Source organism: Halorubrum sp. SP3 (assembly GCF_005435195.1).
Classification (GTDB): domain Archaea; phylum Halobacteriota; class Halobacteria; order Halobacteriales; family Haloferacaceae; genus Halorubrum; species Halorubrum sodomense.
In genome coordinates this window covers 18508-41815 of the sequence record NZ_SGTU01000006.1, presented here as the reverse complement: position 1 = coordinate 41815, position 23308 = coordinate 18508, and the positions used below count along the sequence as shown (strand labels likewise).

At 71.5% G+C, this 23308-nt stretch carries 26 protein-coding genes; 17 read left to right on the top strand and 9 right to left on the bottom strand.

The features are described 5' to 3' along the window. Positions 1-73 precede the first annotated feature (73 nt). From glpB to EXE42_RS06295, 13 genes are all read left to right on the top strand, one after another. Positions 74-1453 carry a glycerol-3-phosphate dehydrogenase subunit GlpB gene (glpB, locus tag EXE42_RS06355; RefSeq protein WP_137693858.1) on the top strand — a complete coding sequence of 460 codons (1380 nt, stop codon included), beginning with the start codon at positions 74-76 and terminating at the stop codon, positions 1451-1453. Further along, positions 1450-3030, top strand: coding sequence for an anaerobic glycerol-3-phosphate dehydrogenase subunit C (locus EXE42_RS06350; RefSeq protein ID WP_137693857.1), 1581 nt, complete (start codon positions 1450-1452; stop codon positions 3028-3030). The genes glpB and EXE42_RS06350 overlap by 4 nt, the downstream gene beginning before the upstream one ends. 150 nt (positions 3031-3180) lie before the next feature. Beyond that, positions 3181-4161, top strand: coding sequence for a hypothetical protein (locus EXE42_RS06345; RefSeq protein WP_137706127.1), 981 nt, complete (start codon positions 3181-3183; stop codon positions 4159-4161). Between the two features lie 81 nt (positions 4162-4242). Further along, positions 4243-5649, top strand: coding sequence for an ASPIC/UnbV domain-containing protein (locus EXE42_RS06340; protein ID WP_137706126.1), 1407 nt, complete (start codon positions 4243-4245; stop codon positions 5647-5649). A 118-nt stretch (positions 5650-5767) separates the two neighbouring features. Next, the gene (locus EXE42_RS06335; RefSeq protein WP_137693854.1) at positions 5768-5968 is read left to right on the top strand and encodes a hypothetical protein; all 201 of its coding nucleotides are present in this window, start codon (positions 5768-5770) and stop codon (positions 5966-5968) included. Positions 5969-6065: 97 nt separating this feature from the next. After that, positions 6066-6791 (top strand): ribosome assembly factor SBDS, encoded by a 726-nt coding sequence (locus EXE42_RS06330; protein ID WP_092921695.1) that lies wholly within the window; start codon positions 6066-6068, stop codon positions 6789-6791. Between the two features lie 132 nt (positions 6792-6923). Then, entirely contained in the window at positions 6924-7442 is a 519-nt protein-coding gene (locus EXE42_RS06325) for a YbaK/EbsC family protein (RefSeq protein WP_137706125.1), read from the top strand. 120 nt (positions 7443-7562) lie between these two features. After that, positions 7563-8573 (top strand): metal ABC transporter solute-binding protein, Zn/Mn family, encoded by a 1011-nt coding sequence (locus EXE42_RS06320; protein ID WP_137706124.1) that lies wholly within the window; start codon positions 7563-7565, stop codon positions 8571-8573. Between the two features lie 94 nt (positions 8574-8667). Next, on the top strand, positions 8668-9408 hold the full coding sequence (locus tag EXE42_RS06315; RefSeq protein ID WP_092921688.1) for a metal ABC transporter ATP-binding protein: 741 nt from the start codon (positions 8668-8670) through the stop codon (positions 9406-9408). After that, on the top strand, positions 9408-10466 hold the full coding sequence (locus EXE42_RS06310) for a metal ABC transporter permease (protein WP_137693850.1): 1059 nt from the start codon (positions 9408-9410) through the stop codon (positions 10464-10466). Before EXE42_RS06315 ends, EXE42_RS06310 begins: the two co-directional genes overlap by 1 nt. Positions 10467-10562: 96 nt before the next feature. Continuing rightward, the gene (locus tag EXE42_RS06305; RefSeq protein ID WP_092921684.1) at positions 10563-10847 is read left to right on the top strand and encodes a hypothetical protein; all 285 of its coding nucleotides are present in this window, start codon (positions 10563-10565) and stop codon (positions 10845-10847) included. Positions 10848-10925: 78 nt separating this feature from the next. After that, positions 10926-11369 carry a DUF393 domain-containing protein gene (locus tag EXE42_RS06300; protein WP_092921682.1) on the top strand — a complete coding sequence of 148 codons (444 nt, stop codon included), beginning with the start codon at positions 10926-10928 and terminating at the stop codon, positions 11367-11369. A gap of 37 nt (positions 11370-11406) precedes the next feature. Further along, a complete protein-coding gene (locus EXE42_RS06295; protein WP_137693849.1) occupies positions 11407-11910 on the top strand; it encodes a DUF123 domain-containing protein in 504 nt (167 codons plus the stop codon). Positions 11911-11929: 19 nt separating this feature from the next. Here the strand turns inward: EXE42_RS06295 and EXE42_RS06290 are convergent, their stop codons facing one another. The 3 genes from EXE42_RS06290 to EXE42_RS06280 all read right to left on the bottom strand — a co-directional run bounded on the left by EXE42_RS06290 (position 11930) and on the right by EXE42_RS06280 (position 13763). Further along, positions 11930-12412: an acyl-CoA thioesterase gene (locus EXE42_RS06290; protein WP_137706123.1), complete on the bottom strand. Its 483-nt coding sequence runs from the start codon at positions 12410-12412 to the stop codon at positions 11930-11932. A gap of 68 nt (positions 12413-12480) precedes the next feature. Further along, positions 12481-12939, bottom strand: a complete 459-nt coding sequence (locus tag EXE42_RS06285; RefSeq protein WP_092921676.1) for a bifunctional nuclease family protein — start codon at positions 12937-12939, stop codon at positions 12481-12483. Positions 12940-13058: 119 nt separating this feature from the next. Then, positions 13059-13763 carry a winged helix-turn-helix domain-containing protein gene (locus tag EXE42_RS06280; RefSeq protein ID WP_092921674.1) on the bottom strand — a complete coding sequence of 235 codons (705 nt, stop codon included), beginning with the start codon at positions 13761-13763 and terminating at the stop codon, positions 13059-13061. 144 nt (positions 13764-13907) lie between these two features. Between EXE42_RS06280 and EXE42_RS06275 the strand changes: the two genes are divergently transcribed. From EXE42_RS06275 to EXE42_RS19240, 4 genes are all read left to right on the top strand, one after another. Then, complete coding sequence (locus EXE42_RS06275; RefSeq protein ID WP_092921672.1) at positions 13908-15686, top strand: TraB/GumN family protein; 1779 nt, start codon at positions 13908-13910, stop codon at positions 15684-15686. Then, positions 15683-16357, top strand: coding sequence for a metalloprotease (locus EXE42_RS06270; RefSeq protein WP_092921670.1), 675 nt, complete (start codon positions 15683-15685; stop codon positions 16355-16357). The genes EXE42_RS06275 and EXE42_RS06270 overlap by 4 nt, the downstream gene beginning before the upstream one ends. Positions 16358-16506: 149 nt before the next feature. Continuing rightward, positions 16507-17583, top strand: coding sequence for a phosphoribosylformylglycinamidine cyclo-ligase (gene purM, locus EXE42_RS06265; RefSeq protein WP_137706122.1), 1077 nt, complete (start codon positions 16507-16509; stop codon positions 17581-17583). Positions 17584-17688: 105 nt separating this feature from the next. Further along, on the top strand, positions 17689-17862 hold the full coding sequence (locus EXE42_RS19240; protein ID WP_167603387.1) for a hypothetical protein: 174 nt from the start codon (positions 17689-17691) through the stop codon (positions 17860-17862). 33 nt (positions 17863-17895) lie between these two features. Here the strand turns inward: EXE42_RS19240 and EXE42_RS06260 are convergent, their stop codons facing one another. From EXE42_RS06260 to ilvC, 6 genes are all read right to left on the bottom strand, one after another. After that, positions 17896-18435: a CBS domain-containing protein gene (locus tag EXE42_RS06260; RefSeq protein ID WP_092921666.1), complete on the bottom strand. Its 540-nt coding sequence runs from the start codon at positions 18433-18435 to the stop codon at positions 17896-17898. A 107-nt stretch (positions 18436-18542) separates the two neighbouring features. Continuing rightward, positions 18543-18917: a DUF555 domain-containing protein gene (locus tag EXE42_RS06255; protein WP_092921664.1), complete on the bottom strand. Its 375-nt coding sequence runs from the start codon at positions 18915-18917 to the stop codon at positions 18543-18545. 95 nt (positions 18918-19012) lie between these two features. Next, the gene (locus tag EXE42_RS06250; RefSeq protein ID WP_137693847.1) at positions 19013-20011 is read right to left on the bottom strand and encodes an isocitrate/isopropylmalate family dehydrogenase; all 999 of its coding nucleotides are present in this window, start codon (positions 20009-20011) and stop codon (positions 19013-19015) included. A 5-nt stretch (positions 20012-20016) separates the two neighbouring features. Then, positions 20017-20640, bottom strand: a complete 624-nt coding sequence (leuD, locus tag EXE42_RS06245) for a 3-isopropylmalate dehydratase small subunit (RefSeq protein ID WP_137706121.1) — start codon at positions 20638-20640, stop codon at positions 20017-20019. Next, positions 20640-22100 (bottom strand): 3-isopropylmalate dehydratase large subunit, encoded by a 1461-nt coding sequence (gene leuC / locus EXE42_RS06240; protein ID WP_092921658.1) that lies wholly within the window; start codon positions 22098-22100, stop codon positions 20640-20642. The genes leuD and leuC overlap by 1 nt, the downstream gene beginning before the upstream one ends. Positions 22101-22158: 58 nt before the next feature. Further along, positions 22159-23217 carry a ketol-acid reductoisomerase gene (gene ilvC, locus EXE42_RS06235; RefSeq protein ID WP_092921656.1) on the bottom strand — a complete coding sequence of 353 codons (1059 nt, stop codon included), beginning with the start codon at positions 23215-23217 and terminating at the stop codon, positions 22159-22161. Between the last annotated feature and the right edge of the window lie 91 nt (positions 23218-23308).

Here is a 23308-nt window from a genome sequence, read left to right as displayed (position 1 = left end):
GCGCAAACGGCGACGCGACCACTAACGGTGGGCGCGCAAACGGCGACGCGACCACCGACGGCGGAGGTCGCTGATGGCGATTAACAGCGACGTCCTCGTGGTCGGCGGCGGGCTCGCCGCGGTCACGGCCGCGGTGTCGGCCGCCCGCGAGGGCGCGGACGTGCGGCTCGTCTCCCACAAGGCGAGCACGCTGCGGCAAGCGTCCGGGCTGATCGACGCGCTCGGCTACGTCCCGGCGACCGAACCCGCCAAGCCGCTCCGCGACGGGCCGCCGACCGCGGGGCGCGAACTCGACCGCGACGAGTGGCCGGACCCGGAGGGACCGCTCGCGGACCCGTTCGAGGGAATCGACCGACTCCCCGAGAGCCATCCCTACCGGATCGTGGGGAGCGACGCGCTCCGCGAGGGGCTCGACCTGTTCGACGACCTCGCGGGCGACGCGTACCGCGGGGGCCACACCGAGCGCAACGCCCTCGTTCCGACGTTCGGCGGCGCGGTGAAGCCGACGGCGCGGTACCCGGCGGCCGCGGAGGCCGGGCTGGCCAGCGACGACCGGCCGATGCTGATCGTCGGGTTCCGGTCGCTCACCGAGTACGACGCGCGCGCCTTCGCGGGCCGGCTGGAGGCCGCGGGCGTCCCGTTCGACGCCGCGGGGACCGAGGTCGAGTTCGCGGAGGCGTTCCGCGCCGACGCGAAGATCACCCGGCTCGCGAAGGCGCTCGACCACGACGAGGCCATCGACGGCGTACCGGCGCGCGAGGCGCTGGCGAAGGCGGTCGCGCCGCACCTCCACGACGTCGTCGACGAGGAGGGCGGGGTCGACCGCGTCGAGCGCGTCGGCTTCCCGGCGTTCCTCGGCGACGACGAGGGCGACGAGGTCCGCGCGGAGCTCGCGGACCGGCTCGGCGCCGACGTGTTCGAGATTCCGATGGGGCCGCCGAGCCTTCCGGGCCTCCGCTTAGAGGACCGGCTGTTCGACGCGCTCGACGCCGAGGGCGTCCGGTTCGAGACCGGCAACCCCGTGGTCGGCGTCGAGTCCGCGAGCGACGGCCGGGTGGAATCGGTCGCGGTCGACCGGAAGGGGCGGACGGCGCCGTACGGCGCGGACGCGTTCGTGCTGGCGACCGGCGGGCTGGTCGGCAAGGGGCTCGACTCCGACCGCGAGGGCGTCCGCGAGCCGGTCTTCGACCTGTACGTCGACCAGCCCGACGACCGGTACGAGTGGTTCGTCGACGACGCGTTCGGCGATCAGCCGTACGCCCGGTTCGGGGTCCGGCCCGACGAGCGGTGTCGGCCCACGGACGCCGACGGCGAGGTACAGTACGAGAACGTGTTCGCGGCCGGCGGCGTCGTCGGCGGCGCGGACGCGGCGCGGGAGAAGTCCGCGAGCGGGGTGTCGCTCGCGACCGGCCTCGTGGCCGGGCGGCGGGCGGCGACGGAGGCGAGCCAATGACACGACACACGGAGGACGACGGGGACGCTGAGGACTCGAACGGGACGAACGGACCGAGCGGCGGGCGCGACGCGGCCCGCGAGCGCGCGGGATGCGGGGACTGCGGCTGCGGGAGCCCGAGTCCGGGCGTCCCCGAGGCGGGGCGCGACGAGCAGCCGTCGATATTCGTCCCCGACGAGGGGGAGGTGGCCGAGGGCGAGGCGGGCGGCGGTCGCGGCGCGAGCGACCGCGCCGCCACCGACGGCGGCGTCGAGAGCGCCTCGGGCGGGGCGGAGAGCGCGCCGGGCGGGACCGACTCGACCGAGCTCGACCCCGACGCGTACGACCCCGTCGACGTGTTCCCCGGCGGCGACCTCGACCTCCGCGAGGGGGCCGACTCCTGTTACAAGTGCACGAGCTGCGACACCTCCTGTCCGGTGGCGGAGGTCGACGACGAGTTCCCGGGGCCGAAGTTCCAGGGGCCGGAGCAGTGGCGGCTCAAGCGGAAGGGGGACCACGACATCGACGAGTCGATCACCTCCTGTTCGAACTGCATGCGCTGCGACGACGCCTGCCCCTCCTCGGTGCCGCTCTCGCAGATGCACAACGAGGCCCGCGGGCAGTTCGTCGAGCGGCAGATGGAGAAGCTCTCGGTGGAGTACGTCCGGAACCGGATATTGGCCAACTACCGCACGTCCGCGAGCCTCGCCAGCATGTTCCCGCGGACGGCGTCGTTCGCGATGAACTTCGGGCCCGCGCGGTGGGCGATGGAGAAGGTGATGGGGATCCCCAAGGAGCGCGACTTCCCCGAGTTCGCCACGGAGACGTTCCGCGAGTGGTGGAAGGCGCGCGGCGGCGCGCAGGTGGAGAACCCCGACAAGCGCGTGGCGTACTTCCACGGCTGCTACTCCAACTACAACACCCCCGAGGTCGGGAAGGCCATGGTCCGCGTGTACGAGCACTTCGGCTACGAGGTGATGGTGCCGCCCCAGAAGTGCTCTGGCACCCCGATGTTCGCGAACGGGATGCTGAAGGACGCCCGGCGCCACGCGGAGACGAACGTCGAGAACCTCGTCGAGGCCATCGGGGAGGGCGCCGACGTGATCGCGTCCTGTACCTCCTGTTCGATGTCGCTGCGCCAGGAGTACCCCGAGCTGTTCGACCTCCACGGGATCGAGGACGTGGCCGAGCACACCTTCGAGGCGCTGGAGTACCTCCGGATCCACGAGGACCTCGAGGGCGAGCTCGACGCGGCCGGCGGGCTCGACGACGAGCGCGCGTTCGCGTACCACGCGCCGTGTCACGCCCGCAATCAGGGGCTCTCCCGGCAGGCGGTCGAGACGTTCCGCGATGTCGACGGCGTGACGATGGAGGACGTCGGCGACTCCTGTTCGGGCATCTCCGGCACGTACGGCTGGAAGGAGGAGAAGTACGAGAAGTCGATGGAGATCGGCGCGGAGATGTTCGATCACATGGAGGACGCGGAGGGCGACGTGGGCATGACGGAGTGCCCGACCTGCGCGATGCAGATGGAACACGGCACCGGCTACGAGATCGAACACCCGCTTCAGCTGCTGGCGGACACGCTCGGCGCGTAGCGGCACCGGTCAGCCGATCGGGGTCGCCGGCCCCGAACGGCTACGGGCGCTGCCCGCGGGCGTGGTCAGTCCCGTCGTCGGCACCGTTCGTTCTCAACCCCGATAACTGCGCGCGAATCCTTATGGGGCGAAATCGCTCAGTCGGGGTACGTGACACTCGAACAGTTTCTCGATCGCTTCGACGGCCCCGAGCGGTCCGTGGTCACCGTCAACCGAACCGACCCGGACCCGGTTTTGAACATGCTCATGGACACGTTCGGCGACGACGCAGTGCGGGTGGTCGACGGCCGGATGACGACGGGCGACGCCGAGCGGCCCGCGACCGACGGCGCCGGGGTCGCCGGCCCCGAGCGACGGGGGGGACTGACCGCCCGGGAGCTGACGACGAGCGGCGTCGTCGACGGCGACGAACCCGCCCCGTCGGTCGACGTCGACGTGCTCCGCCGCCACGACGACGTCCCGTTCGACGGGGACGACCCCGACGACATCGAGAACCTCGTGCTGCTCATGGAGGGCGACGAGGTGGTCGCCGGCTCGACGCTCGGCGAACTCGGTGACGCCGTGCTGTTCGTCAACTCCGACCTGTACGTCACCGGGAGCCGGCCGCTGGGGGACGTCGATCTCCCGTCGGTGATAAGCGGCCTCGACGACGCGACGTTCACGCTTCGAGGGTATCCCGAGTCGAACCGGCAGAAGCTGCTCCTGATCACCATCTCGCGGTTCATCGAGCGGGCGGCGTGGACCGCCGGCGACGGCACCCTGCGCTCGTCGTTCCAGCGGCTCTCGCGAATCGACGACGAGGTCGGCACGCGCGAGGTGTACGAGCGCGTCTCCGACACCGGCGTCGACACGCACCTCTACGGCGTCCCCGACGAGCTCCCGACGGACCTCGACGCGGTCGTCCACGCCGGGGACGACCCGGACTTCACCGACAGCTGGTTCGTGGTGTACCGCCCTCCGGAGGGACCGCACCCGGCCGAGAGCGACCCGAGAAGCGACCTCGTGCGGGGGATCGAGGGGGGCGTCGGGCTCCTCGCGGTCGAGACGGAGCCCCGCGTCTGGCGCGGCCTCTGGACGTTCGACGCGGAGCGCGTCTCGCGGGTGAACCGGTACATCGAGCGGCACCTCTAGCCCAGCCGTCGATTTCCTCCCGCCGCCGCGCGGTCGTATCCAACCCGTGCGTTCATATTCTCGGAGCGGTGACGGACGGCCATGTTCACGGAGCGGTCCTCGCTCGTCGACGACGGGCGCCCGATGCGCGGGTACGGCGTCGCGGTGACGCCGGGCCGCGACGGGCCGCTCGTCTTCGTCGCCGGCTACGGCGAGCCGAACCGGCTGTACGCCCGGGAGGACGGCCGCTTCTCGGACACCGCCTGCGGCATCGTCGCCGACGGGACGCGCCACGGGATGGGCGTGTGCGCGGCCGACCTCGACGCCGACGGCTGCGAGGAGGTGTACGTCCACAACTGCGCGCGCGGCGTCGACGGCGGCGACCCCGACCTCCTCTTGAGCCGCCTGGAGGCCGACCGGTACCGCTGGACCGACGTGTTCGCCCGCGAGGTGAACGCCGACCGGCTCGACGTCCGCGCCGGCCGGTCGGTCGCGGCGCTCGACCGGCTGGGGACCGGGAGATACGGGGTCGCCGTCTCCGGGTACGCCGCGCCGCTCGCGTTCTACGAGCTCGGTGACGACGGCGAGATCACCGACATGGCCGAGGCGGTCGGGCTGGAGGTGGACGGCGGGTGTCGGTCGCTGCTCGCGGTCCCGTACCGCTCCCGCGAGGGCGACCTGTTCGCGGGCGTCGAGGGCGGGCCGAACCGCCTGTTCAGCAACCGCGACGGCCACTACGTCCGGACCGACGGCGGACCGGACCTCTCGGACCCCGCCGGCGACACGCGCGGCGCCGCGGTCGTCGACGAAGGAGGGACGTTCGCCCTCGCGGTCGGCAACGAGGCGGCCCCGAGCCGCCTCCTGCGCTGTTCGCCCGGCGGCGGGTACGACGACGTGGCCCCGCCGGCGCTCCGCGACGTCGGAGCGGTCCGGACCGTGGTCGCCGCGGACTTCGATAACGACGGGCGCGAGGAGCTCTTCTTCAATGTCTGCGGCGCCGAGAACCGCCTGTTCGAGCGGGTCGACGGGTCCGACGAGGCGGCGCGCTGGGAGGCGGCGTCGCTCGGGGCGGCCGCGGAGCCGGACGGGTTCGGTACCGGCGCGGTCGCGACCGACCTCGACGGCGACGGGGCGCTGGAGCTCCTCGTCGTCCACGGCGAGGTCGCCGCGCAGCCGGTGACGGCGTACGGCGACGACGACGCGTCGGCCGCCGGATGGTTCCGGGTACGTCCGACGACGCGGCACGGCGCGCCGGCCCGCGGCGCCGTCGTCACCCTGGAGACCGACGACGGGATCCAGCGGCGAGCGATCGACGCGGGCGGCGGCTGCCTCTGTCAGACGGAGCCGGTCGCGCACTTCGGACTCGGGGACGCGGAGCCGCTGCGCGTGGACGTGCGGTGGCCGGACGGCCGCGAGCGGACGGTCGTCGGACCGAGCGCGGACCGGGAGATCACCGTCAAACACCCGTCACAGGAGGCGACCGACCGCGACGCGCGGACGACGCGCTAGCGACGCGAGCGCCCACGCCGCCCGCCCGACCGGCCCGCCCTCGGTGCGAGACCGGGGGAGCCGTGGCCAGAACTGCCGCCCTTCGCGGGTTCAAGTGTCCGCGGGCGTACCGGGAGGTATGGTGGATCCGACCTCGGAGCTCGAGGAGGACGTCGACGAGGAGTCCGCGCCGAGTTGCGCGACGTGCGGCGAGCCGGCGCTGGGGACCGGGCACCGAACGGTGACGTGGGTCGACGGCGACGACGTCGTTCACCGGCACTTCTGCTCGCAGTCGTGCCGAGCGGAGTGGGACGACGAGCGGCCGACGGCGGGCGGGTAGTCGGGGGAGCGGCGGCGCGACGCCCGGACCCGACGACTCGACGCGACGACCGGCGGCGGCGGGAGGCTTTTTGCCCGCGGGGGTGGTACCCTCCGGTATGATATCGCTCGACGAGGCCGTGACGGCCCGACTGGAGTCGCACGGGGAGCGCTTCGAGGTCCTGATCGACCCCGACGCCGCGCTCGCGATCAAACGCGGGGAGTTCGAGGGGGAGTTGGAAGACGTCATCGCCGCGGAGGACGTCTTCGAGAACGCCTCGCGCGGGGACCGGCCCGCCGAGGAGGACTTAGAGACCGTTTTCGGCACCACGGACGCGCTCTCGATCATCCCCGAGGTCGTCGAGCGCGGAGAGATCCAGATCACCGCCGAGCAGCGCGAGGAGATGCAGGAGCGCAAGCACAACCAGCTGGTCACCACCATCACGCGCAACGCGGTGAACCCGCAGATGGACGACTCGCCGCACCCCCCCGAGCGTATCGAGCGCGCCCTCGAGGAGGCCGGGTTCCAGATCGATCCGATGGAGCCGGTGGAGAACCAGGTGGACGACGCGCTCGAGGCGCTCCGACCCGTGATCCCGATCCGGTTCGAGGAGGTGACGATGGCGGTCCAGCTCCCGGCCGACTACGCGGGGTCCGGGCAGGCCCAGATCCGGGAGTTCGGTGACTTAGAGCGCGAGGAGTGGCAGAACGACGGCTCGTGGGTCGGCGTGCTCACGTTCCCCGCCGGGCTCCAGAACGACCTCTACGACCTCGTCAACGAGGTCACCTCCGGCGAGGGCGACGCCCGCGTGATCAAGGACAAAGACGAGCTGCGGACCCGCTGACGGGGTCCGAACCGGCGCTAACGCGGTCTGAACCGCCGCTGACGGGATCAGAGACGCCGCTGACGCCGATCGACTTGGCGCAGTTTCACCGCGTCCGAGGGCTTGATATCGTCCGGGCGCGGCTCCGATCGCATGCATCCACGCGCGGCGGAGTTCGGGGAGCGAGCCCGGGAACGGTACGACGCCGACGTCGACGTGCTGGAGTTCGACGCCGGCACCGAGACCGCGGCCGCCGCGGCCGACGCCCTGGGCTGCGAGACGGGCGCCATCGCGTCGACGATCATCGTCTCGCTTTCCCGCGGCGACGACGAGGCGCGACGGGGGTCCGGCGGTCGGGCTCCGCCCGACGACCTCGTCGCGGCGATCACGAGCGGCGCGAACCGGCTAGACCTCGATGCCGTCGCGGACCACTTCGGTGCCGACGCCGCCGAGATGGGCGACCCCGACCGGATCCGCGAGGTCGTCGGCTGGAGCATCGGCGGCGTTCCACCGGTCTGCCACGACGCCGCGCTGCCGACCGTCTTCGATCCGACGCTCACCGAGTACGACACCGTCTACGGCGCGGCGGGGACACCGAACGCGGTGTTCGTGGTCGAGCCCGAGACGCTCGCGGGACTCGCGGACGCGACCGTCGTCGACCTCACCGACTGAGCCGACGTCGCCGGTACCCCGCCGTCGAGTTGTTAACGTCGGGCGGGTTTCGAACCTGAGTTATTAACTGGGAGTTGTGAAATAACAACTCTTTTCTGTTAATCGGTGGTATCGATCGGTATGACTCACTCACGGCGGTCCGTGCTGCGGCGCGGCGCCGGGTTGGCCGTCGCCGGAACGACGGCGGCGTTGGCGGGGTGTTCCGGCGCCGCGAACGCCGACCCCGAGGGGTTCGACTCGGGGTACGCCGCCTTCTTCACCCTCAGCGAATGGGCGAACGAAGTCGCGGGCGACCGCGCGAGCTTCGAGGACCCGGTCGACGTGGGGCAGCTCGGTCACGGCTGGACCCCGGACGGGACCCTCGCCGCCGACGTCGCCGCGACGGACGCGTTCGTCTACCTCGACAGCCCGGAGTTCTCGTGGGCGCAGGACCTCGCCGCGACCCTCGAGAGGGACTACGACACGGTCGCCGTGATCGACGGGCTCGACGGGCTGGAGGACGACCTGCTCGCCTGGGACCACTCGCACGGCGGGGGGACGGGCGGGGACGACGGGAGCGGAACCCGCGACGGCGGCGGGGGCGACGGCGAGACCCGGTACGACCCGCACGTCTGGGTCGACCCGGTCCTCGCGGGCGAGATGGTCGACACGATCGCCACGGGGCTCGGGGAGGCGGATCCGGACAACGCCGAGGCGTACGCCGCCAACGCCGACGCGTACGTCGAGGAGCTCGACGCGATCGACGCCGCCTTCGAGTCGATCGCGGAGGACGCCGCGCGAGACGTGGCGGTGATCGCGGGCCACAACTCGTTTCAGTACCTCGAGGCGCGCTACGGTTTCCGACTCCACTCGCCGGTCGGCGTCTCGCCGCAGAACGAGCCGACGCAGACGGAGATAGCCGACACGATCGAACTCGTCGACTCGGCGGGGATCGAGGTCGTGTTGTACGACCGCTTCCAGTCGCCCAGACTCGCCGAGTCGATCGTCGCGAACAGCGGCGCGACGGCGGCGGTCCCCGTCACGCCCGCGGGGGGAACGACCCGCGAGTGGAACGAGGCCGGGTACGGCTACCTCGAACAGATGACCGAGATCAACGTCCCCGCCTTCGAGCGGGCGTTGGGGGCGCAGTGAGCGGGACCGTGACCGGCCGCCGGACTCCCCGCCGCGGACGCGACGACGGAGTAAAAGAGCTAAACGTACGGGCTCCCCACGTGAGGGACACGCAGTGACCGCAATCGTGGCTCTCGACGGCGTGACGTTCGCCTACGGCGACACCGTCGCCGTCAGCGACGTCTCGCTGACCGTCGAGGAGGGGGACTTCCTCGGGCTCGTCGGGCCGAACGGCTCCGGGAAGACGACCCTACTCCACCTCATGCTCGGGCTCCACGAGCCCGACGAGGGGTCCGTCGAGCTGTTCGGGCGTCCGATCGACGAGTTCGACGACGGGGGCCGGATCGGCTACGTCTCCCAGAAGGCGACGAGCCGGGGCGGCGCGATGCCGGTCACCGTCCGCGAGTGCGTCACGATGGGCCGGTTCGCACGCGCCGGCCGCGGGCGACTCTCCGCGGCCGACCGAGCCGCCGTCGCGGACGCCATCGAGACGGTCGGTATCGAGGGGCTGGCCGACCGGCTCGTCTCGGAGCTGTCGGGCGGCCAGAAACAGCGGGCGTACATCGCGCGGGCCCTCGCGAGCGACGCGGACCTGCTCGCGCTCGACGAGCCGACGGTCGGCGTCGACGCCGAGTCGCGCGACGCCTTCTACGCCCTCCTCGACGACCTCAACGACGAGGGGATCACGGTCATCCTCATCGAGCACGACATCGGCGTCGTCACCGAGCGCGCCAACCGCATCGCCTGTATCAACACCGAGCTGTACCATCACGGGGACACCGAGTCGTTCGTCGAGAGCGACGCCCTCGCGGCTGCGTACGGCACCGACGGACAGGTCGTCCACCATCACCACTGATGAGCGGGGAATCAGCGGCCGACGACCGGGCGCGTGCCCGCTCCGTCCGAGGCCTCCGCCGAACCGCGGAGCTCGTCGGAATCGGACTCACCGGCGTCGTCGCGGCCGGCATGCTCGGGTTCCTCCTGCTCTACTGGGCGCGGGACCTCCCGGTGGCGAGCGACCTCTACGTCGCGTTCCGCTCGCTTGGCCGCGGGATGGACGCCGCGTTCGGCACGAACGTGTTCCGACACCCGATCATGTGGCAGTCGATGGCGGTCGGCGTGCTCGTCGGCGTGGTCGCTCCGCTCGTGGGCTCGTTCCTCGTCCACCGAGAGATGGCGCTGATCGGCGAGACGCTCGCGCACACGGCGTTCGCCGGCGTGGCGGTCGGCATCCTCGTCACCTCCTCGACCGGGTGGAACGGGTCGCTGCTGCTCGTCGCGCTCGCGGTCGGTATCCTCGGCGCGCTCGCGGTCCAGTGGCTCACCGAGCGCACCGACGCCTACGGCGACGTGCCGATCGCGATCATGCTCAGCGGGAGCTTCGCGGTCGGCACGCTGATCATCAGCTACGGCGACGGCCTCACCGGCGTCAACATTCAGGGGTACCTGTTCGGGAACCTCGCGGTGGTCACGCCGGAGGGCGCGCGCCTGATGGGCGCGCTCGCGCTGATCGTCGTCGCGGGCGTGGCGCTGACGTACAAACAGCTCCTCTTCATCACCTTCGACGAGCAGGCCGCGCGGGTCGCACGGCTGAACGTCACCGGCTACAACACCCTGCTCGTGGTGTTGACCGCGGTCGTCGTCGTCGGCGCGATGCAGGTGTTGGGCGTCATCCTCGTCGCCGCGATGTTAGTCGTCCCCGTCGCGGCCGCCTCGCAGGTCGCCCGGAGCTTCCGCGAGACGGTGTACCTCTCGGTCATCGTCGGCCAGCTGTCGGTGATCGGGGGCTTCGCCGTCTCGATCGGCCTCGGGCTTCCCTCCGGGGGATCCATCGTCGTCACGGCCATCGCCGTGTACCTCGCGAGCGTCGTCGGCTCCGGCTTCTCCGTGAGGGCCATCTCGACGCACGGGTGAGGACGGAGGAATCCGCGCCCGGCTCGCGAGCGGTGACCGCGTCCGGCTCGCGTCCGGTTTCCACAGACCCTTATGTCGCGGCCGCGACCCACGCGTATGGGAGACACCGAGACCTACACGGTCAGCGGCCCCGACGGTGAGGAAGAGTCGTTCGAACTGCCCGCCGGCCTCGTCGACGTGCTCAGCGAGCAGGGAGAGCCGGCGACGCGGGTCGTCTCCGACGTGATCGTTCAGGCGATGGCCCAGCAGGCGCACGTCATCGTCAACCACAGCGAGGGCGACGTGCCCGACGACATCGCGGAGATGGAGGAGACGGCCGCGGAGCTGTTCGAGGAGCGGTTCGGACAGCCGCTCGAAGAGGCGCTCGGTCACTCGCACTGAGCGGGTTCGCGACGCTCTCCGACCGAACAAGTTCGTCCCGGCCGGCCGCTTAAGCCGATGGAAACCCTCTTATTCGATATGACTCCTGACCCGGACGGCGCCGACGCTCCGGTGTTGATATTCGACGGCGACTGCCCGTACTGCTCGGTCGCGGCGGTCGCGCTCCGCCGGCTCGACGGCGTCGTCGCGGTCCCGTGGGAGGCCGACCCGGTCGGGCCGTTCCTCGACGCCCAGTTCGGCTCGCGCCCCTTCGCGATGGTGTTCGTCGACCCCGCCGAGCGCCGGGTGTACGCGGGCCGGTCGGCCGCCGAAGAGCTGGCCGACCGCGCCGGGACACCCGGAATCGTCGGGGGGCTCGTCCGCGACAACTACGACCGCATCGCCGGCGTCGTCGGCGCGCTGTCGGGCCGCGACCGCGACCCGGCGGACTTCCACGACGCCTACCCGCTCGACGGCGACGCGAGCGATCTGGTGGGATCGCTCCGGTCGGCCGCCGACGAGGCCCCGGCCGCGCTGTCGTGAGTGCCGCTGAGAGCGGCGCTCGGGCGGTGATCGACCGATGAGCGGCGCCGACGGGGGGAGCTACACCCTCGTCGTCGCCCTCGCGAGCGACGCGACGCTGTCGGCGGGCGCGCTGGGCGAGTACCGCCTCCCGGCCGGCGCGTACGCCTACACGGGGAGCGCGCTCGGCTCGGGCGGCTTCTCGCGGGTGGACAGACACCGCCGGACCGCCCGCGGCGACCACGACGTCCGCCACTGGCACGTCGATTACCTGCTCGGCCGCCCGACCGCGCGGATCGACCGCGTCGTCCGGAGCGTCGGCGTCGACGTCGAGTGCGCGGTCGCCGAGCGCCTGCCGCCGGGACCGATCGACGGTTTCGGCGCCTCCGACTGCGGCTGTCCGAGCCACCTCGCGAGCGGCGACCGGGACGAGCGCGGCGGCGACGCCGACGAGGCGCTCGACGCCCTCGCGGAGCGCGCGCTGGCGGCACACGGGGCGGCGGTCGCCGCGTCCGACGCGCCGGACGCGACCGTCGAGGTCGTCGCGGGCTCGGCGGAGTGAACGCTCGCGGGGCGCCCGTTCAGATGTCGTAGCGGTCGACGACCTGCCGCAGCTGTTCCTCGCGGCCTTCGAGGGCGTCGTCGCGGAGGGCTTCCTCGTCCGCGGTCGGGCACGCGAGATCGGGAACCGGCGTCGGGCGTCCCTTGTCGTCGAGCGCGACGAACGTGAAGTAGGAGGTGGTCGTCCGCCGCGTCTCGTCGGTTCGCGGGTCCTCGGCGCGGACGTCGACCTTCGCGTCGACGCTCGTCCGACCGGTGTTGAACACGTACCCCTCGATGATCGCGACCTCGCCCGTCTCGATGGGCGCGATGAAGTCGACGTGGTCCATCGAGGCGGTGACGACCTGTCGGTTCGAAAAGCGCATGCCGGCGATGGCGCCGCAGATGTCCATCCAGTGCAACACGGCGCCCCCGAGCGCGCGGCCGAGGTTGTTCGTGTCGTTCGGGAGCAGCATCTCCGTCATCTCGGTGTGCGAGGAGGCGAGCGTGGCCGTCTCGTCCATACCCGTCGTGGGACGCCCGGCGACTTGAACGACGGGCCTCCCGGTCGGCCGTCACCGGACCCGGCGGCTCAGCGCTCTTCGGACGGGTCGCCGTCGCCGCTGAACTCGACCGAGTCCGACGGGCGGCCGGCCTCGTCGATCACCTCGTCGGTCACGACGATCGGACAGTCGACGCGCACGGCGAGCGCGAGCGCGTCGGAGGGGCGGGCGTCGAAGACGAACCGCTCCGGCTCGCCGTCCTCGTAGCGCTCGGCGTCGACCTTCGCGTAGAAGGTGCCGTCGCGGAGGTCGTCGACCCTGACGCGGTCGATGGCGCCGCCGAACTCCGTGAGGATGTCGACCAGGAGGTCGTGGGTGAGCGGTCGGTCGAACGGTTCGCCCTCCAGCGCCATCCCGATCGATCGAGCCTGGTCGGCGCTGACGAATATCGGGACGTACTCGCCGCGCGCGGACAGGATCACCGCCGGGACGTCGCCGCTCGGCGCCGACCCCGCACCGACGCCGACGACCTCGGCCTCGTGTTCCATACGCGAACGTAGGGACGGCGCTTTGAATAGCTGTCCCACGAGCCGCCGTTTGGCGGACGCGCTCCGCCCGGTACGACGCCCGCGCTACCGGTTCGACGCGCGGTACCAGTACGCCCGCGCTACCGGTTCGACGCGCGGTACCAGTACGCCCACGCGAGCGTGAACACGAGCGCGGCGGCGACGAAGAAGACGAGTCCGGGCTCGACGAGCGAGACGGCGTACTCCGCGAGCGGGTCGCCGACGAGTTCGATCGCGCCGTCGGCGGTCTCGGCCCCGGAGTCCGCGTTCGGGGCGCTCGCTATCGTCGGACCGTCGGCCGCGCCCCCGTCGCCCCCCGCGCCGCCGGCCGCCCCGGCGTCGCTCCTCGCCCGGTACCCGCCGAGCGAGCCGACCGCGAGGAGCCGCTGGGCCGCGACCGCCGCGAGGCCGATTATCCCGTAGCCGCCGAGCAGGCGCATGAGCGCGGTCTTGATCCCGGTCGACTCCTCGGAGCCGCCCGCGAACAGCACGAGCGGCTCGTCCGCGGCGGCGTACACGTCCATCTCGCGGCCCTTCTCGGAGTAGGCGGTGTCGACGACGTCGACGAGGTCGGCCTCGTCGAGCCGAGAGAGGTGGTACTGGACGTTCTGAAGCGACGTGTCGACCTCGTCGGCGAGCTCGGACTTCGTCGCCGGGCGCTCGTGGAGCGTCGAGAGGATCGCCCGGGCCGTCTCGGAGCCGAGGGCGGCGATGAGGTCGTCGGCCTCGTCGTCGTCGACGCCGACGACCCGGGGTTCGCGCTCCTCCGGGGTCGCGTCCGGCAGGGAGGGCAACAGCCGGGACATACGAGGAGATGAGAGGCGTGAGAATACAAGTTTGTTGGATCGCCGGGAACGCGGTTCGGCGGCGGGCCCGCGACGCGGCGGCGGGCGCGCGAACGCCGGGATCGACTCACAAACCCTAAACGCGGTGACCGAGTACGACGGGTGATGACAGAGACGTCACGGGGGACCGACGAGGCGCCCCCGTCGGCCGATCGGTCCGCGCGGACCGACGGCGGCGGCCTCGAGGCGGGGCCGCGCCGCGATCCCGCCGCCGACGAAGGGTCGGTCACGGTCGTCGGGACCGCGCACGTGTCGGAGCAGTCCGTCGACGAGGTCGAAGCGGCGATCGAGCGGGAGCGTCCCGACGTCGTCGCTGTCGAGCTGGACGAGGGGCGCTACCGGCAGCTCAACGGCGAGACGCCCGAGGACCTCGACGCGAGCGACCTGCTCAGGGGGAACACCGTGTTCCAGTTCCTCGCGTACTGGATGCTCTCGTACGTCCAGACCCAGCTGGGCGAGCGGTTCGACATCGAGCCGGGGGCGGACATGAAGGCCGCCGTCGACCTCGCGGAGTCGCTCGGCATCGACGTGGCCCTCGTCGACCGCGACATCCAGACCACGATCCAGCGCTTCTGGGCGCGCATGACGGTCACGGAGAAGCTGCGTCTCGTCGGCGGGCTCGCGTTCGGCGTCAGCGACCCGCGGGTCGCCGGCGTGATCGGCGGGCTCTTCGTCGGGATCCTCGCCGGACCGGCGATCGGCCTCTTCGGCGGCGCCGTCGGGATCACGAACGCCGTGCTGACGAGCGTCGCCGCCGGCGTCCTCGTCGCGCTCGTCGCGGGTATCGTCGTCGACCAGGTCGGGACGCTCGCGCTCTCGCCGGACCAGCGCCTCTACGCCGCGGTCGGCACCGGGCTCGCGCTCGGCGTCGCCGCCGGGGTCACGGGCGTCGTCGACGGGCTCGTGTCGACGTACCTCGGCGGCTTCGCCGTCACGGCGATCGGGGGCTTCGGGGTCGGGATCGGCCTCGGCTTGGTCGTCGGCGCCGTCCTCGCGGTCGCGGTGGGCGCGTTCGCCGGCGGCGACGTCGACGCCGAGGCCGGCGGGATCGAGGAGCTCGACGAGGCCGACCTCACCGACACGGACGTGGTGACGATGATGATGGAGGAGTTCCGCCAGTTCTCTCCGGGCGGCGCGGAGGCGCTCATCGACGAGCGCGACGCGTTCATCGCCCACCGGCTCGTCGCGCTCCGCGAGTCGGGCTACGACGTGGTCGCGGTCGTCGGCGCCGGCCACCGGGCGGGGATCGAGGGCTACCTCGCCCGCCCGACGACCCTCCCGCCGATGGAGAGCCTGGTCGGCCAGGAGTCCGGTCGCGGGCTCCCGTGGAAGAAGGCGATCGGCTACGCGATCACGGTCGGCTTCGTCGGCTTCTTCGTCCTGCTGGCCCTGGGCGGGGCCGGGAACGCGTTCCTGCTCCGGCTGTTCGGCGCGTGGTTCCTGATCAACGGGGTCTTCGCGTTCGCGTTCGCGAAGGTCGCCGGCGCGCGCTGGCTATCGGCCGGCGTGGGCGGCGCCGTCGCGTGGATGACCTCGATCAACCCGCTGCTCGCGCCCGGTTGGTTCACCGGCTACGTCGAACTCCGGAGCCTGACCGTGAACGTCGCCGACATCGGCGCCTTGAACGACCTGCTCGCCGACGAGACGCGCTCCGCGGCGGAGCTGGTCTCCGCAATGTTAGACGTGCCGCTGTTCCGGCTCATCGTCGTCGTCGCGATGACGAACGTCGGGAGCATCGTCGCGAGCTTCCTCTTCGCGGCGTACGTCATCCCGGCGATGTTCGGCGCCGAGGTCGGCGGCGTCGAGGACGTCGGGCGGCTGCTCGTCGACGGCGCGATCAACGGCGCGAACCTCGTGCGCGGCGCCGTGGAGGGGATCGCATGAGCGGCGACTCGACGTTCGCCGGGCGTCGGATAGCCGGGCTCTACTTCAGCGGACAGGAGATCCGCGACCTCCTCGTCGCGTGGCTCGCGCTCGGCGTGGCGTTCACGCTGTTCTTCGTCGGCGGCTCGGGCGGGATCAGTCGGATCCTCGCCGCCGGCGTGCTCCCGCCGCTGTTCGTCGCGCTCGCGACCGCCGGGGTCGCCTTCCTGCTCCACGAGGTCGCACACAAGGTCGTCGCGGTCCACTACGACCAGGTCGCGGAGTTCCGCGCGGACAACAGCATGCTGTTCCTCGCGGTGATGAGCTCCTTACTGGGCTTCATCTTCGCCGCGCCGGGCGCCGTCCACCACCGGGGACGGCTGACGCCCCGCGAACACGGCCACATCGCGCTGGCGGGGCCGGTCGTGAACCTCGGGCTGATGGTCGCGTTCGTCCCGCTTTTCGCCCTCGGCGGAATCGTCGGCAGCGAGATCGTCACGATCCTCGGGGCGCGCGGCGTCGCGATCAACGCGTTCCTCGCCGCGTTCAATCTCGTCCCGTACGGTCCGCTCGACGGGAAGACGGTGCTGAACTGGAGCAAGCCGGTCTGGGCGGCCGTCTTCGTCCCGTCCGTGCTGCTCGCCTTCGGGCTCGTCTTCGTCGTCGGGCTCGGGTTCGGCGGGCCGTTCTGATCGCCGGCTCGTCACGACCGCCGCCTCGTTCTGATCGCCGGCTCGTCACGACCGCCGCCTCGTTCTGATCGCCGGCCCGTCTGGTTCCGCGACCGCTCCCCGCCCTCCGGAACGGTGCGCTTTTGCTCCGGGGGCGTGCCCCCTCACACATGACCGAGGGCAACGGCGGCGACGGCGGATCGGCGGGCGACGACGGGGAACCGGAGGCGGCCGAGGGCGACGAACTCACCTACGCGGACGCGGGCGTCGACGTCGACGCGAGCGAGGCGGCGACCGCGGCGCTTATCGGCGCGGTCGGGGCGGACACCGAGGCGGAGGGCTCCGGGAGCGAGTACGCCGGGCTGCTCGACATCGGCGACCGCTACCTCGCGCTCGCGACCGACGGCGTCGGGACGAAGCTGCTCGTCGCGGAGGCGCTCGGCGACTACTCCACGGTCGGCATCGACTGCGTCGCGATGAACGTCAACGACCTCGTCGCGGCCGGCGTTCGCCCCGTCGCGTTCGTCGACTACCTCGCGGTCGACGAGCCGGACGAGCGGTTCGCAGAGCAGGTCGGCGAGGGGCTCGCCCGCGGCGCGGAGCTGGCCGACATGGAGCTCGTCGGCGGCGAGACGGCGGTGATGCCCGAGGTGGTCCGCGGGCTCGACCTGGCCGGCACCTGCGCCGGCCTCGCCGCGAAGGACGGCGTGTTCGACGGCCGGGCCGAGCCGGGCGACGCCCTGGTCGGCTGGCGCTCGTCGGGGATCCACTCGAACGGGCTCACGCTGGCGCGGGAGGCGGTCACGCGCGAGCACGCCTACGCCGACCCCTGTCCGTTCGACGGCTACGAGACGCTGGGCGACGCGCTGCTCGAACCGACCCGAATCTACACCGACCTGCTCGACCCGATGCGCGCCCACGGCGTGCGCGGCGCGGCCCACGTCACCGGCGGCGGCTGGACGAACCTCGAACGCCTGGGCGGCCACCGCTACGTGATCGACGACGCGTTCGACCCCCAGCCGGTCTTCGAGTTCGTCCAGAGTGAGGGGAACGTCACCGACGAGGAGATGCACCGCACGTTCAACATGGGGACCGGGTTCGTCGCGGCGCTCGACTCCGACGCGGCCGAGTCGCTGGCCGACGCCACCGACGGGCGCGTGATCGGGCGCGTCGAGGCCGCCGAGGCGAGCGATGAGGCCGGCGACGAGGGGAGAGCGACCGTCGCGATCCGCGGACTGGAGCTGTAAGCGGGCGCGTCCGGGGTACCGGAGAGCGTTGCGGCCGGCGGGGAGACGCGGCGCGTCGTGCCGCCGAATGGCCGCTTATCAGCGGCGTTGACCTACGTCCGGCAGATGACCGACGGAGCCGCGGCGGACGACGAGACGGGAGGGGACAGCGACGGCTCCGGACGGGACGACGAGGCCGACGGCGACGCGGGAGGCGGATCGAGCCACCTCGACGACGTGGAGGACGGCGCGGGCTGTACGGAGATCTGGGAGCGGCTCTCGGAGCGCCGGGAGGAGTAGGGCGCGGTCCGGCGCGGTCGGCCCCGCGGAGCGCTACGACAGCTGCGCCGCGATGTCGGCCTCCGTGATGATCCCGACGGTCTCGCCGCCGTCGGTGACCATCACGGCCTTGTAGTGGTCGAGGAGGTTCCGGACCTCGTCGACGGTCGCGGACGGCGCGACCGTCGGGAACGACTCGCTCATCACCTCGCTGACGGGGTGGTCGCCCACGTTCTCGCCGGCGTGGACGACGTCGCCCTGGCTGATCGAGCCGACCGGCACCCCGTTCTGGAGGACGGGGAGCTGCGAGTACGCCTCGGCCTCCATCAGTTCGACCGCCTCGCTCACGGCGTCGTCCGGCGCGACGCTGATCACGGTCTCGTTCATCAGGTCGGCCGCGCGCACGACCTCGCCTTCGGCCTCCTGGAGGGCGTTGACGATGCGGCGCAGCGTCGAGAGTCGGGGGTCGACGTCGCCACCCTCGATCCGAGCGATGAGCGGCTGCGAGACGTCCGCGGCGTCGGCGAGTTCGCTCTGCGTCAGATCGAGCGCCGTCCGGCGCTCGCGGAGGTCCTGTGGCGTCGGCAGTTCCATACCGCCTAATTACTTATGGTTATTAGAAAAGCTTTCGGGACCGATCGAACTCGCGTCGCCCGCGGATCCTTCGACCGACCGCGTCGGGTCCGCGGACGCGGTCGCGGCTATCGGTCAGCGCCCTCGTCCTCGTCGTCGGCCTCGGTCTCGAAGACGTCGATGACTTCGAGGGGGACGTCGCGGAGCGCGCCGCCGACCTCGCTTTTCGCGATCCGCTCGGCGTGCTCCTCGCTGTCGGCGTTGAAGATGTCGATCTCTAAGAGGAGTCCGACCAAGGCCGTGTTCGCCGCGAGGAACGCGGCGTCGAACGGCTCGCCGCAGGCGGGACAGCCGGTGACGCCGGGTTCGACCTCGACGTACTGCTTGTCCGTCTCGTTGAGTCGCTTGCCGGCCTCGCTGACCGCGACGCCGATGGCGTCGTCGGTCTCCTCGACGTCACGGACCAACCAGGCGGCTTCCATCGCGACTTCGTAGTTGCTCATATCCGGTCGGAGGGGCCGCAGGGTTTCTTGTCTTGTGGTTCGCTCGCGGTCGCGATCCGCCCGCCGTTCCGACGCGATCGGGGGCGAGCGCCGCCTTACAGCCGGTCGACGATCGCCGCGGTGACCTCGTCGGTGGTCGCCGACCCGCCGAGGTCGCCGGTGCGCGGGCCGTCCGCGAGGACGCTCTCCACGGCGGCGCGCACCCGTCCACCCTCCTCGACGTGCCCGAGGTACTCCAGCAGCATGGCCGCCGAGAGGACCGCCGCCGTCGGGTTCGCGATCCCCTCGCCCGCGATGTCCGGCGCCGTGCCGTGGACCGGCTCGAACAGCCCGTTCTCGTGGCCGACGTTCGCGGACGGAAGCAGGCCGAGCCCCCCGACGAGGCCGGCGGCCAGGTCGGAGAGCACGTCGCCCGCGAGGTTGGGACAGACGATCACGCCGTACTGGCTCGGGTCCAGCGGGAGCTTCGTCGCGAACGCGTCCATCAGCTCCTCGTCGGCGTCGACGCCGCGCTCGTCGGCGACCGCGAGGACCTCCTCGCGGAACCGGCCGTCCGTCTCGCGCATCACGTTCGCCTTGTGCGCGACCGTGAACCCCTCGTCGGGGTCGCCCGCGGGACCGCGACCGTCGCGGACGAACTCGCAGGCGTACTCGGCCAGCTCCCGCGACGCGGACGAGGTGACGACCCGCGTCAGCGTCGAGAGGTCGTCGGACAGGCGGTCCTCGTGACCGGCGTAGACGCCCTCGGTGTTCTCGCGGAGGAACACCACGTCCGTCTCGGGGCGGAGCGCGTCGGCGCCGGGGTACGCCTTCGCGGGGCGGACGTTGACGAACGAGTCGACCGCCTCGCGCAGCGGGAGGATGACGTCGGCGGCCGTCTCGCCGGCCGCGCCGAACAGCGTCGCGTCCGCGTCGGCGACCAGGTCGTACGTCTCCGCGGGGAGCGCCTCGCCGGTGGCCGCTTTCGTCGCGTCGCCCGCCTCGGCGGCGACGAACTCGAAGTCCAACTCGAACGACTCCAACACCTCGACGGCGGCCGGCACGACCTCGCGGCCGATGCCGTCGCCCTCGATGACGACGATCTCGTCCGTCATTCGGCTCAGTCGTCCCCCTCGACGTACGGCAGGCCGGCGACCGTCTCGTCGACCTTGCTCCGGTTCGAGTACATCAGCGCCGTCGTGTCCCAGATCCCCTCGACCAACGCCTCCCGCATCGCGTCGTCGACCTCCACGTCGATGACGGTGTCGCCGTAGGTGACGGTCTCGCCCTCGACGTCGATGTCGATGTGGCCGTCGGGGTTCGCCTCGATCCACTCCTGGAGCGCCACCACGGTCTCGTGGTCCGCGGTGACCGCGGGGATGCCGAGCGACTTGCAGTTGTCGCGGAAGATCTCGGCGTACGACTCGCCGACGATCCCGTCGACGCCCCAGCGCATCATCGCCTGCGGCGCGTGTTCACGGGAGGAGCCGCAGCCGAAGTTGGAGTTGACCACCGCGATCGACGCGCCCTCGAACCGGTTGAGGGGGTGGTCGTTGAACTCCCCGTCCTCGTCGCGCCGGGCGTCGTAGAAGAGGTAGTCCGCCATGTTGTCGAACGTGACCTCCTTCATGAACTGCGCCGGCAGGATCTGGTCGGTGTCGACGTCGTCGCCCGGGATCGGCACCCCGGTGCCCGACACCTCCGTGATGTGCTGGTCGCCGCCCGCGTTCGCGTCGGGGGCCATCAGTCCGCCACCTCCTCGACGCCGCCGGCGCCCCCGGTCGGCCCGTCGTCGAGGTAGTCGCGCGCGTCCGCGACCTCGCCCTCGACGGCCGCGGCCGCGACCATCGCGGGACTCATCAGCACCGTCCGCCCCTCCTTCGACCCCTGCCGGCCGACGAAGTTGCGGTTCGACGAGGACGCGCACACCTCGTCGCCCTCTAGGGCGTCGTCGTTCATGGCGAGACACATCGAACAGCCGGCGCGGCGCCACTGGAAGCCGGCCTCGATGAACGTCTGGTCGATTCCCTCCGCCTCGCACTGCGCGCGGACCGTCTCCGAGCCGGGCACCGCGAGCGCCCGCACGTCCTCGTCGACGTCGTGGTTCTCCAAGATCCGCGCGGCCTCCCGGAAGTCCGAGAGGCGGCCGTTGGTACAGGTGCCGAGGAACGCCACGTCGACGTCGTAGCCGAGCATCGACTGGCCGGCCTCGATCTCCATGTGATCGAGCGCCTGTTCCGCGGCCTCGCGGTCGGTCCGGGCCTCGAAGTCGTCCGGGTGCGGGACCGGCTCCGAGATCTCGATCACCTGTCCGGGGTTGATTCCCCAGGTGACGAGCGGGTCGAGCCCGTCGGCGTCGACGGTGACCACGTCGTCGTACTCGGCATCCGCGTCGGAGCTGATCGACTCCCAGTACGTTTTCCGCTCCTCGAACGCCTCGCCCTCGGGGACGTACTCGCGGCCCTTCAGGTACTCGTAGGTGGTCTCGTCGGGGTTGATGTAGCCCGCGCGGGCGCCGCCCTCGATGGACATGTTACACACCGCGAGCCGGCCCTCCATGTCGAGCGCCTCGATGGCGGGACCGCCGTACTCGTACACGTGCCCGACGCCGCCGTCGACGCCGAGGTCCTGGATCACTTTCAGGATCACGTCCTTCGCGTAGACGCCCTCGCCGAGTTCGCCCTCGACGTTGACCCGGCGGACCTTCTGTTTGTCCGCCGCGATACAGCCGGTCGCGAGCACGTCGCGGATCTGGCTCGTGCCGATGCCGACGCCGATGGAGCCGAACGCGCCGTGGGTCGCGGTGTGGCTGTCGCCGCAGGCGACGGTCATCCCGGGCTGGGAGAGCCCCAGTTCCGGGGCGACGACGTGGGTGATCCCCTGCTTGCCGGACTCGAAGCCGAAGAACGTGATCCCGCTGTCGCTCACGTTGCGTTCGAGCGCGGAGAGCATCTCCTCGGCCTGGTCGTCGGCGAGGGGGCGCTCCCGCTTGTCGGCCTCGGTGGGCGCGATGTGGTCTGTCGTCGCGAACGTCCGATCGGGGTACGCGACGTCGAGGTCGCGCTCGCGGAGCATGCCGAACGCCTGCGGGCTCGTCACTTCGTGGACGAGGTGGAGCCCGACGAACAGCTGGTCCTGTCCGTTCGGGAGCTCCGTCACCTTGTGGCGGTCCCACACCTTGTCGTACAGCGTGCCCTCGCTCATCTGGAGTCACCTCCGACCGCGGTTGCGCCGGACGCCGGTCCGGTTCCCGCTACGCCCATCACGCGGTCACCTCGGCGCTCTCCTCTTCCTCGTCGTCGGTCGACTCCTCCCACGCGAACAGCCCGCGCAGCTCGTCGCCGACGGCCTCGATCTCGTGGTCCTTCTCCGCGTTCCGGAGCTGGGTGTAGGAGGGCCGCCCGGCCTGGTTCTCGGCGATCCACTCGCGGGCGAACTGCCCGTTCTGGACCTTCTCTAAGACCTCCTCCATGTTCTCGCGGGCGTGCTCGTCGACGACAACATCGCCCTGTGTGAGCCCGCCGTACTCGGCGGTGTCGGAGACGGAGTCCCACATCTCTCCGAGCCCGCCCTCGTACATCAGGTCGACGATGAGCTTGAGCTCGTTGAGACACTCGAAGTACGCCATCTCCGGCGAGTAGCCGGCGTCGACGAGCGTCTCGTACCCCTGCTTCACGAGCGAGGTGACGCCGCCACAGAGGACGGCCTGCTCGCCGAACAGGTCGGTCTCCGTCTCCTCGCGGAACGTCGTCTCGACGACGCCGGCGCGGGTACAGCCGATGGCGGCCGCGTACGCGAGCCCCTCGTCGTGCGCGTCGCCGGTCGCGTTCTGGTACACCGCGAGCAGGCCGGGCGTCCCCTGGTCGCTCTCGTAGTTCCGGCGGACGAGGTGCCCCGGCGACTTCGGCGCGACCATCGTCACGTCGACGTCCGCGGGCGGCTGGATCTGGTTGTAGTGGATGTTGAACCCGTGCGCGAACTGAAGCGTGTCGCCCGCGTCGAGGTTGGGTTCGACCGCGTTCTCGTACACGTCCGGCTGGACGGTGTCGGGGACGAGGACGCTCACGATATCGGCCTCGGCGGCCGCGTCCGCGGGGGTCGCCACGCGGAGCCCGTCGCTCTCGGCGGCGGCCCGCGAGGAGCTTCCCTCGCGGAGGCCGACGACCACGTCCACCCCGCTGTCCGCGAGGTTCTGCGCGTGGGCGTGGCCCTGCGAGCCGTAGCCGAGGACAGCCACCGTCTTGTGGGCGATCGCCTCCTCGTCCGCGTCGTCGTCGTAGTATACTGTCGAGTCGAACGTCTGCGTGTCGTCTTCGGTCATGTGTATCGTGTGTGTTCGCCGTGTGTTCGTGTGTGCGCGTGCGTTCGCGGGTTGCGCGGGTTCGCGTGTCAGTCGTCGTGTGGATTCGCGT

Bases quoted from the DNA above. Each gene is read 5' to 3' on its own strand.
- glpB (WP_137693858.1), top strand. From the start codon at position 74: ATGGCGATTAACAGCGACGTCCTCGTGGTCGGCGGCGGGCTCGCCGCG.
- EXE42_RS06350 (WP_137693857.1), top strand. From the start codon at position 1,450: ATGACACGACACACGGAGGACGACGGGGACGCTGAGGACTCGAACGGG.
- EXE42_RS06340 (WP_137706126.1), top strand. From the start codon at position 4,243: ATGTTCACGGAGCGGTCCTCGCTCGTCGACGACGGGCGCCCGATGCGC.
- EXE42_RS06335 (WP_137693854.1), top strand. From the start codon at position 5,768: ATGGTGGATCCGACCTCGGAGCTCGAGGAGGACGTCGACGAGGAGTCC.
- EXE42_RS06330 (WP_092921695.1), top strand. From the start codon at position 6,066: ATGATATCGCTCGACGAGGCCGTGACGGCCCGACTGGAGTCGCACGGG.
- EXE42_RS06325 (WP_137706125.1), top strand. From the start codon at position 6,924: ATGCATCCACGCGCGGCGGAGTTCGGGGAGCGAGCCCGGGAACGGTAC.
- EXE42_RS06320 (WP_137706124.1), top strand. From the start codon at position 7,563: ATGACTCACTCACGGCGGTCCGTGCTGCGGCGCGGCGCCGGGTTGGCC.
- EXE42_RS06310 (WP_137693850.1), top strand. From the start codon at position 9,408: ATGAGCGGGGAATCAGCGGCCGACGACCGGGCGCGTGCCCGCTCCGTC.
- EXE42_RS06305 (WP_092921684.1), top strand. From the start codon at position 10,563: ATGGGAGACACCGAGACCTACACGGTCAGCGGCCCCGACGGTGAGGAA.
- EXE42_RS06300 (WP_092921682.1), top strand. From the start codon at position 10,926: ATGACTCCTGACCCGGACGGCGCCGACGCTCCGGTGTTGATATTCGAC.
- EXE42_RS06295 (WP_137693849.1), top strand. From the start codon at position 11,407: ATGAGCGGCGCCGACGGGGGGAGCTACACCCTCGTCGTCGCCCTCGCG.
- EXE42_RS06290 (WP_137706123.1), bottom strand. From the start codon at position 12,412: ATGGACGAGACGGCCACGCTCGCCTCCTCGCACACCGAGATGACGGAG.
- EXE42_RS06285 (WP_092921676.1), bottom strand. From the start codon at position 12,939: ATGGAACACGAGGCCGAGGTCGTCGGCGTCGGTGCGGGGTCGGCGCCG.
- EXE42_RS06280 (WP_092921674.1), bottom strand. From the start codon at position 13,763: ATGTCCCGGCTGTTGCCCTCCCTGCCGGACGCGACCCCGGAGGAGCGC.
- EXE42_RS06275 (WP_092921672.1), top strand. From the start codon at position 13,908: ATGACAGAGACGTCACGGGGGACCGACGAGGCGCCCCCGTCGGCCGAT.
- EXE42_RS06270 (WP_092921670.1), top strand. From the start codon at position 15,683: ATGAGCGGCGACTCGACGTTCGCCGGGCGTCGGATAGCCGGGCTCTAC.
- purM (WP_137706122.1), top strand. From the start codon at position 16,507: ATGACCGAGGGCAACGGCGGCGACGGCGGATCGGCGGGCGACGACGGG.
- EXE42_RS19240 (WP_167603387.1), top strand. From the start codon at position 17,689: ATGACCGACGGAGCCGCGGCGGACGACGAGACGGGAGGGGACAGCGAC.
- EXE42_RS06260 (WP_092921666.1), bottom strand. From the start codon at position 18,435: ATGGAACTGCCGACGCCACAGGACCTCCGCGAGCGCCGGACGGCGCTC.
- EXE42_RS06255 (WP_092921664.1), bottom strand. From the start codon at position 18,917: ATGAGCAACTACGAAGTCGCGATGGAAGCCGCCTGGTTGGTCCGTGAC.
- EXE42_RS06250 (WP_137693847.1), bottom strand. From the start codon at position 20,011: ATGACGGACGAGATCGTCGTCATCGAGGGCGACGGCATCGGCCGCGAG.
- leuD (WP_137706121.1), bottom strand. From the start codon at position 20,640: ATGGCCCCCGACGCGAACGCGGGCGGCGACCAGCACATCACGGAGGTG.
- leuC (WP_092921658.1), bottom strand. From the start codon at position 22,100: ATGAGCGAGGGCACGCTGTACGACAAGGTGTGGGACCGCCACAAGGTG.
- ilvC (WP_092921656.1), bottom strand. From the start codon at position 23,217: ATGACCGAAGACGACACGCAGACGTTCGACTCGACAGTATACTACGAC.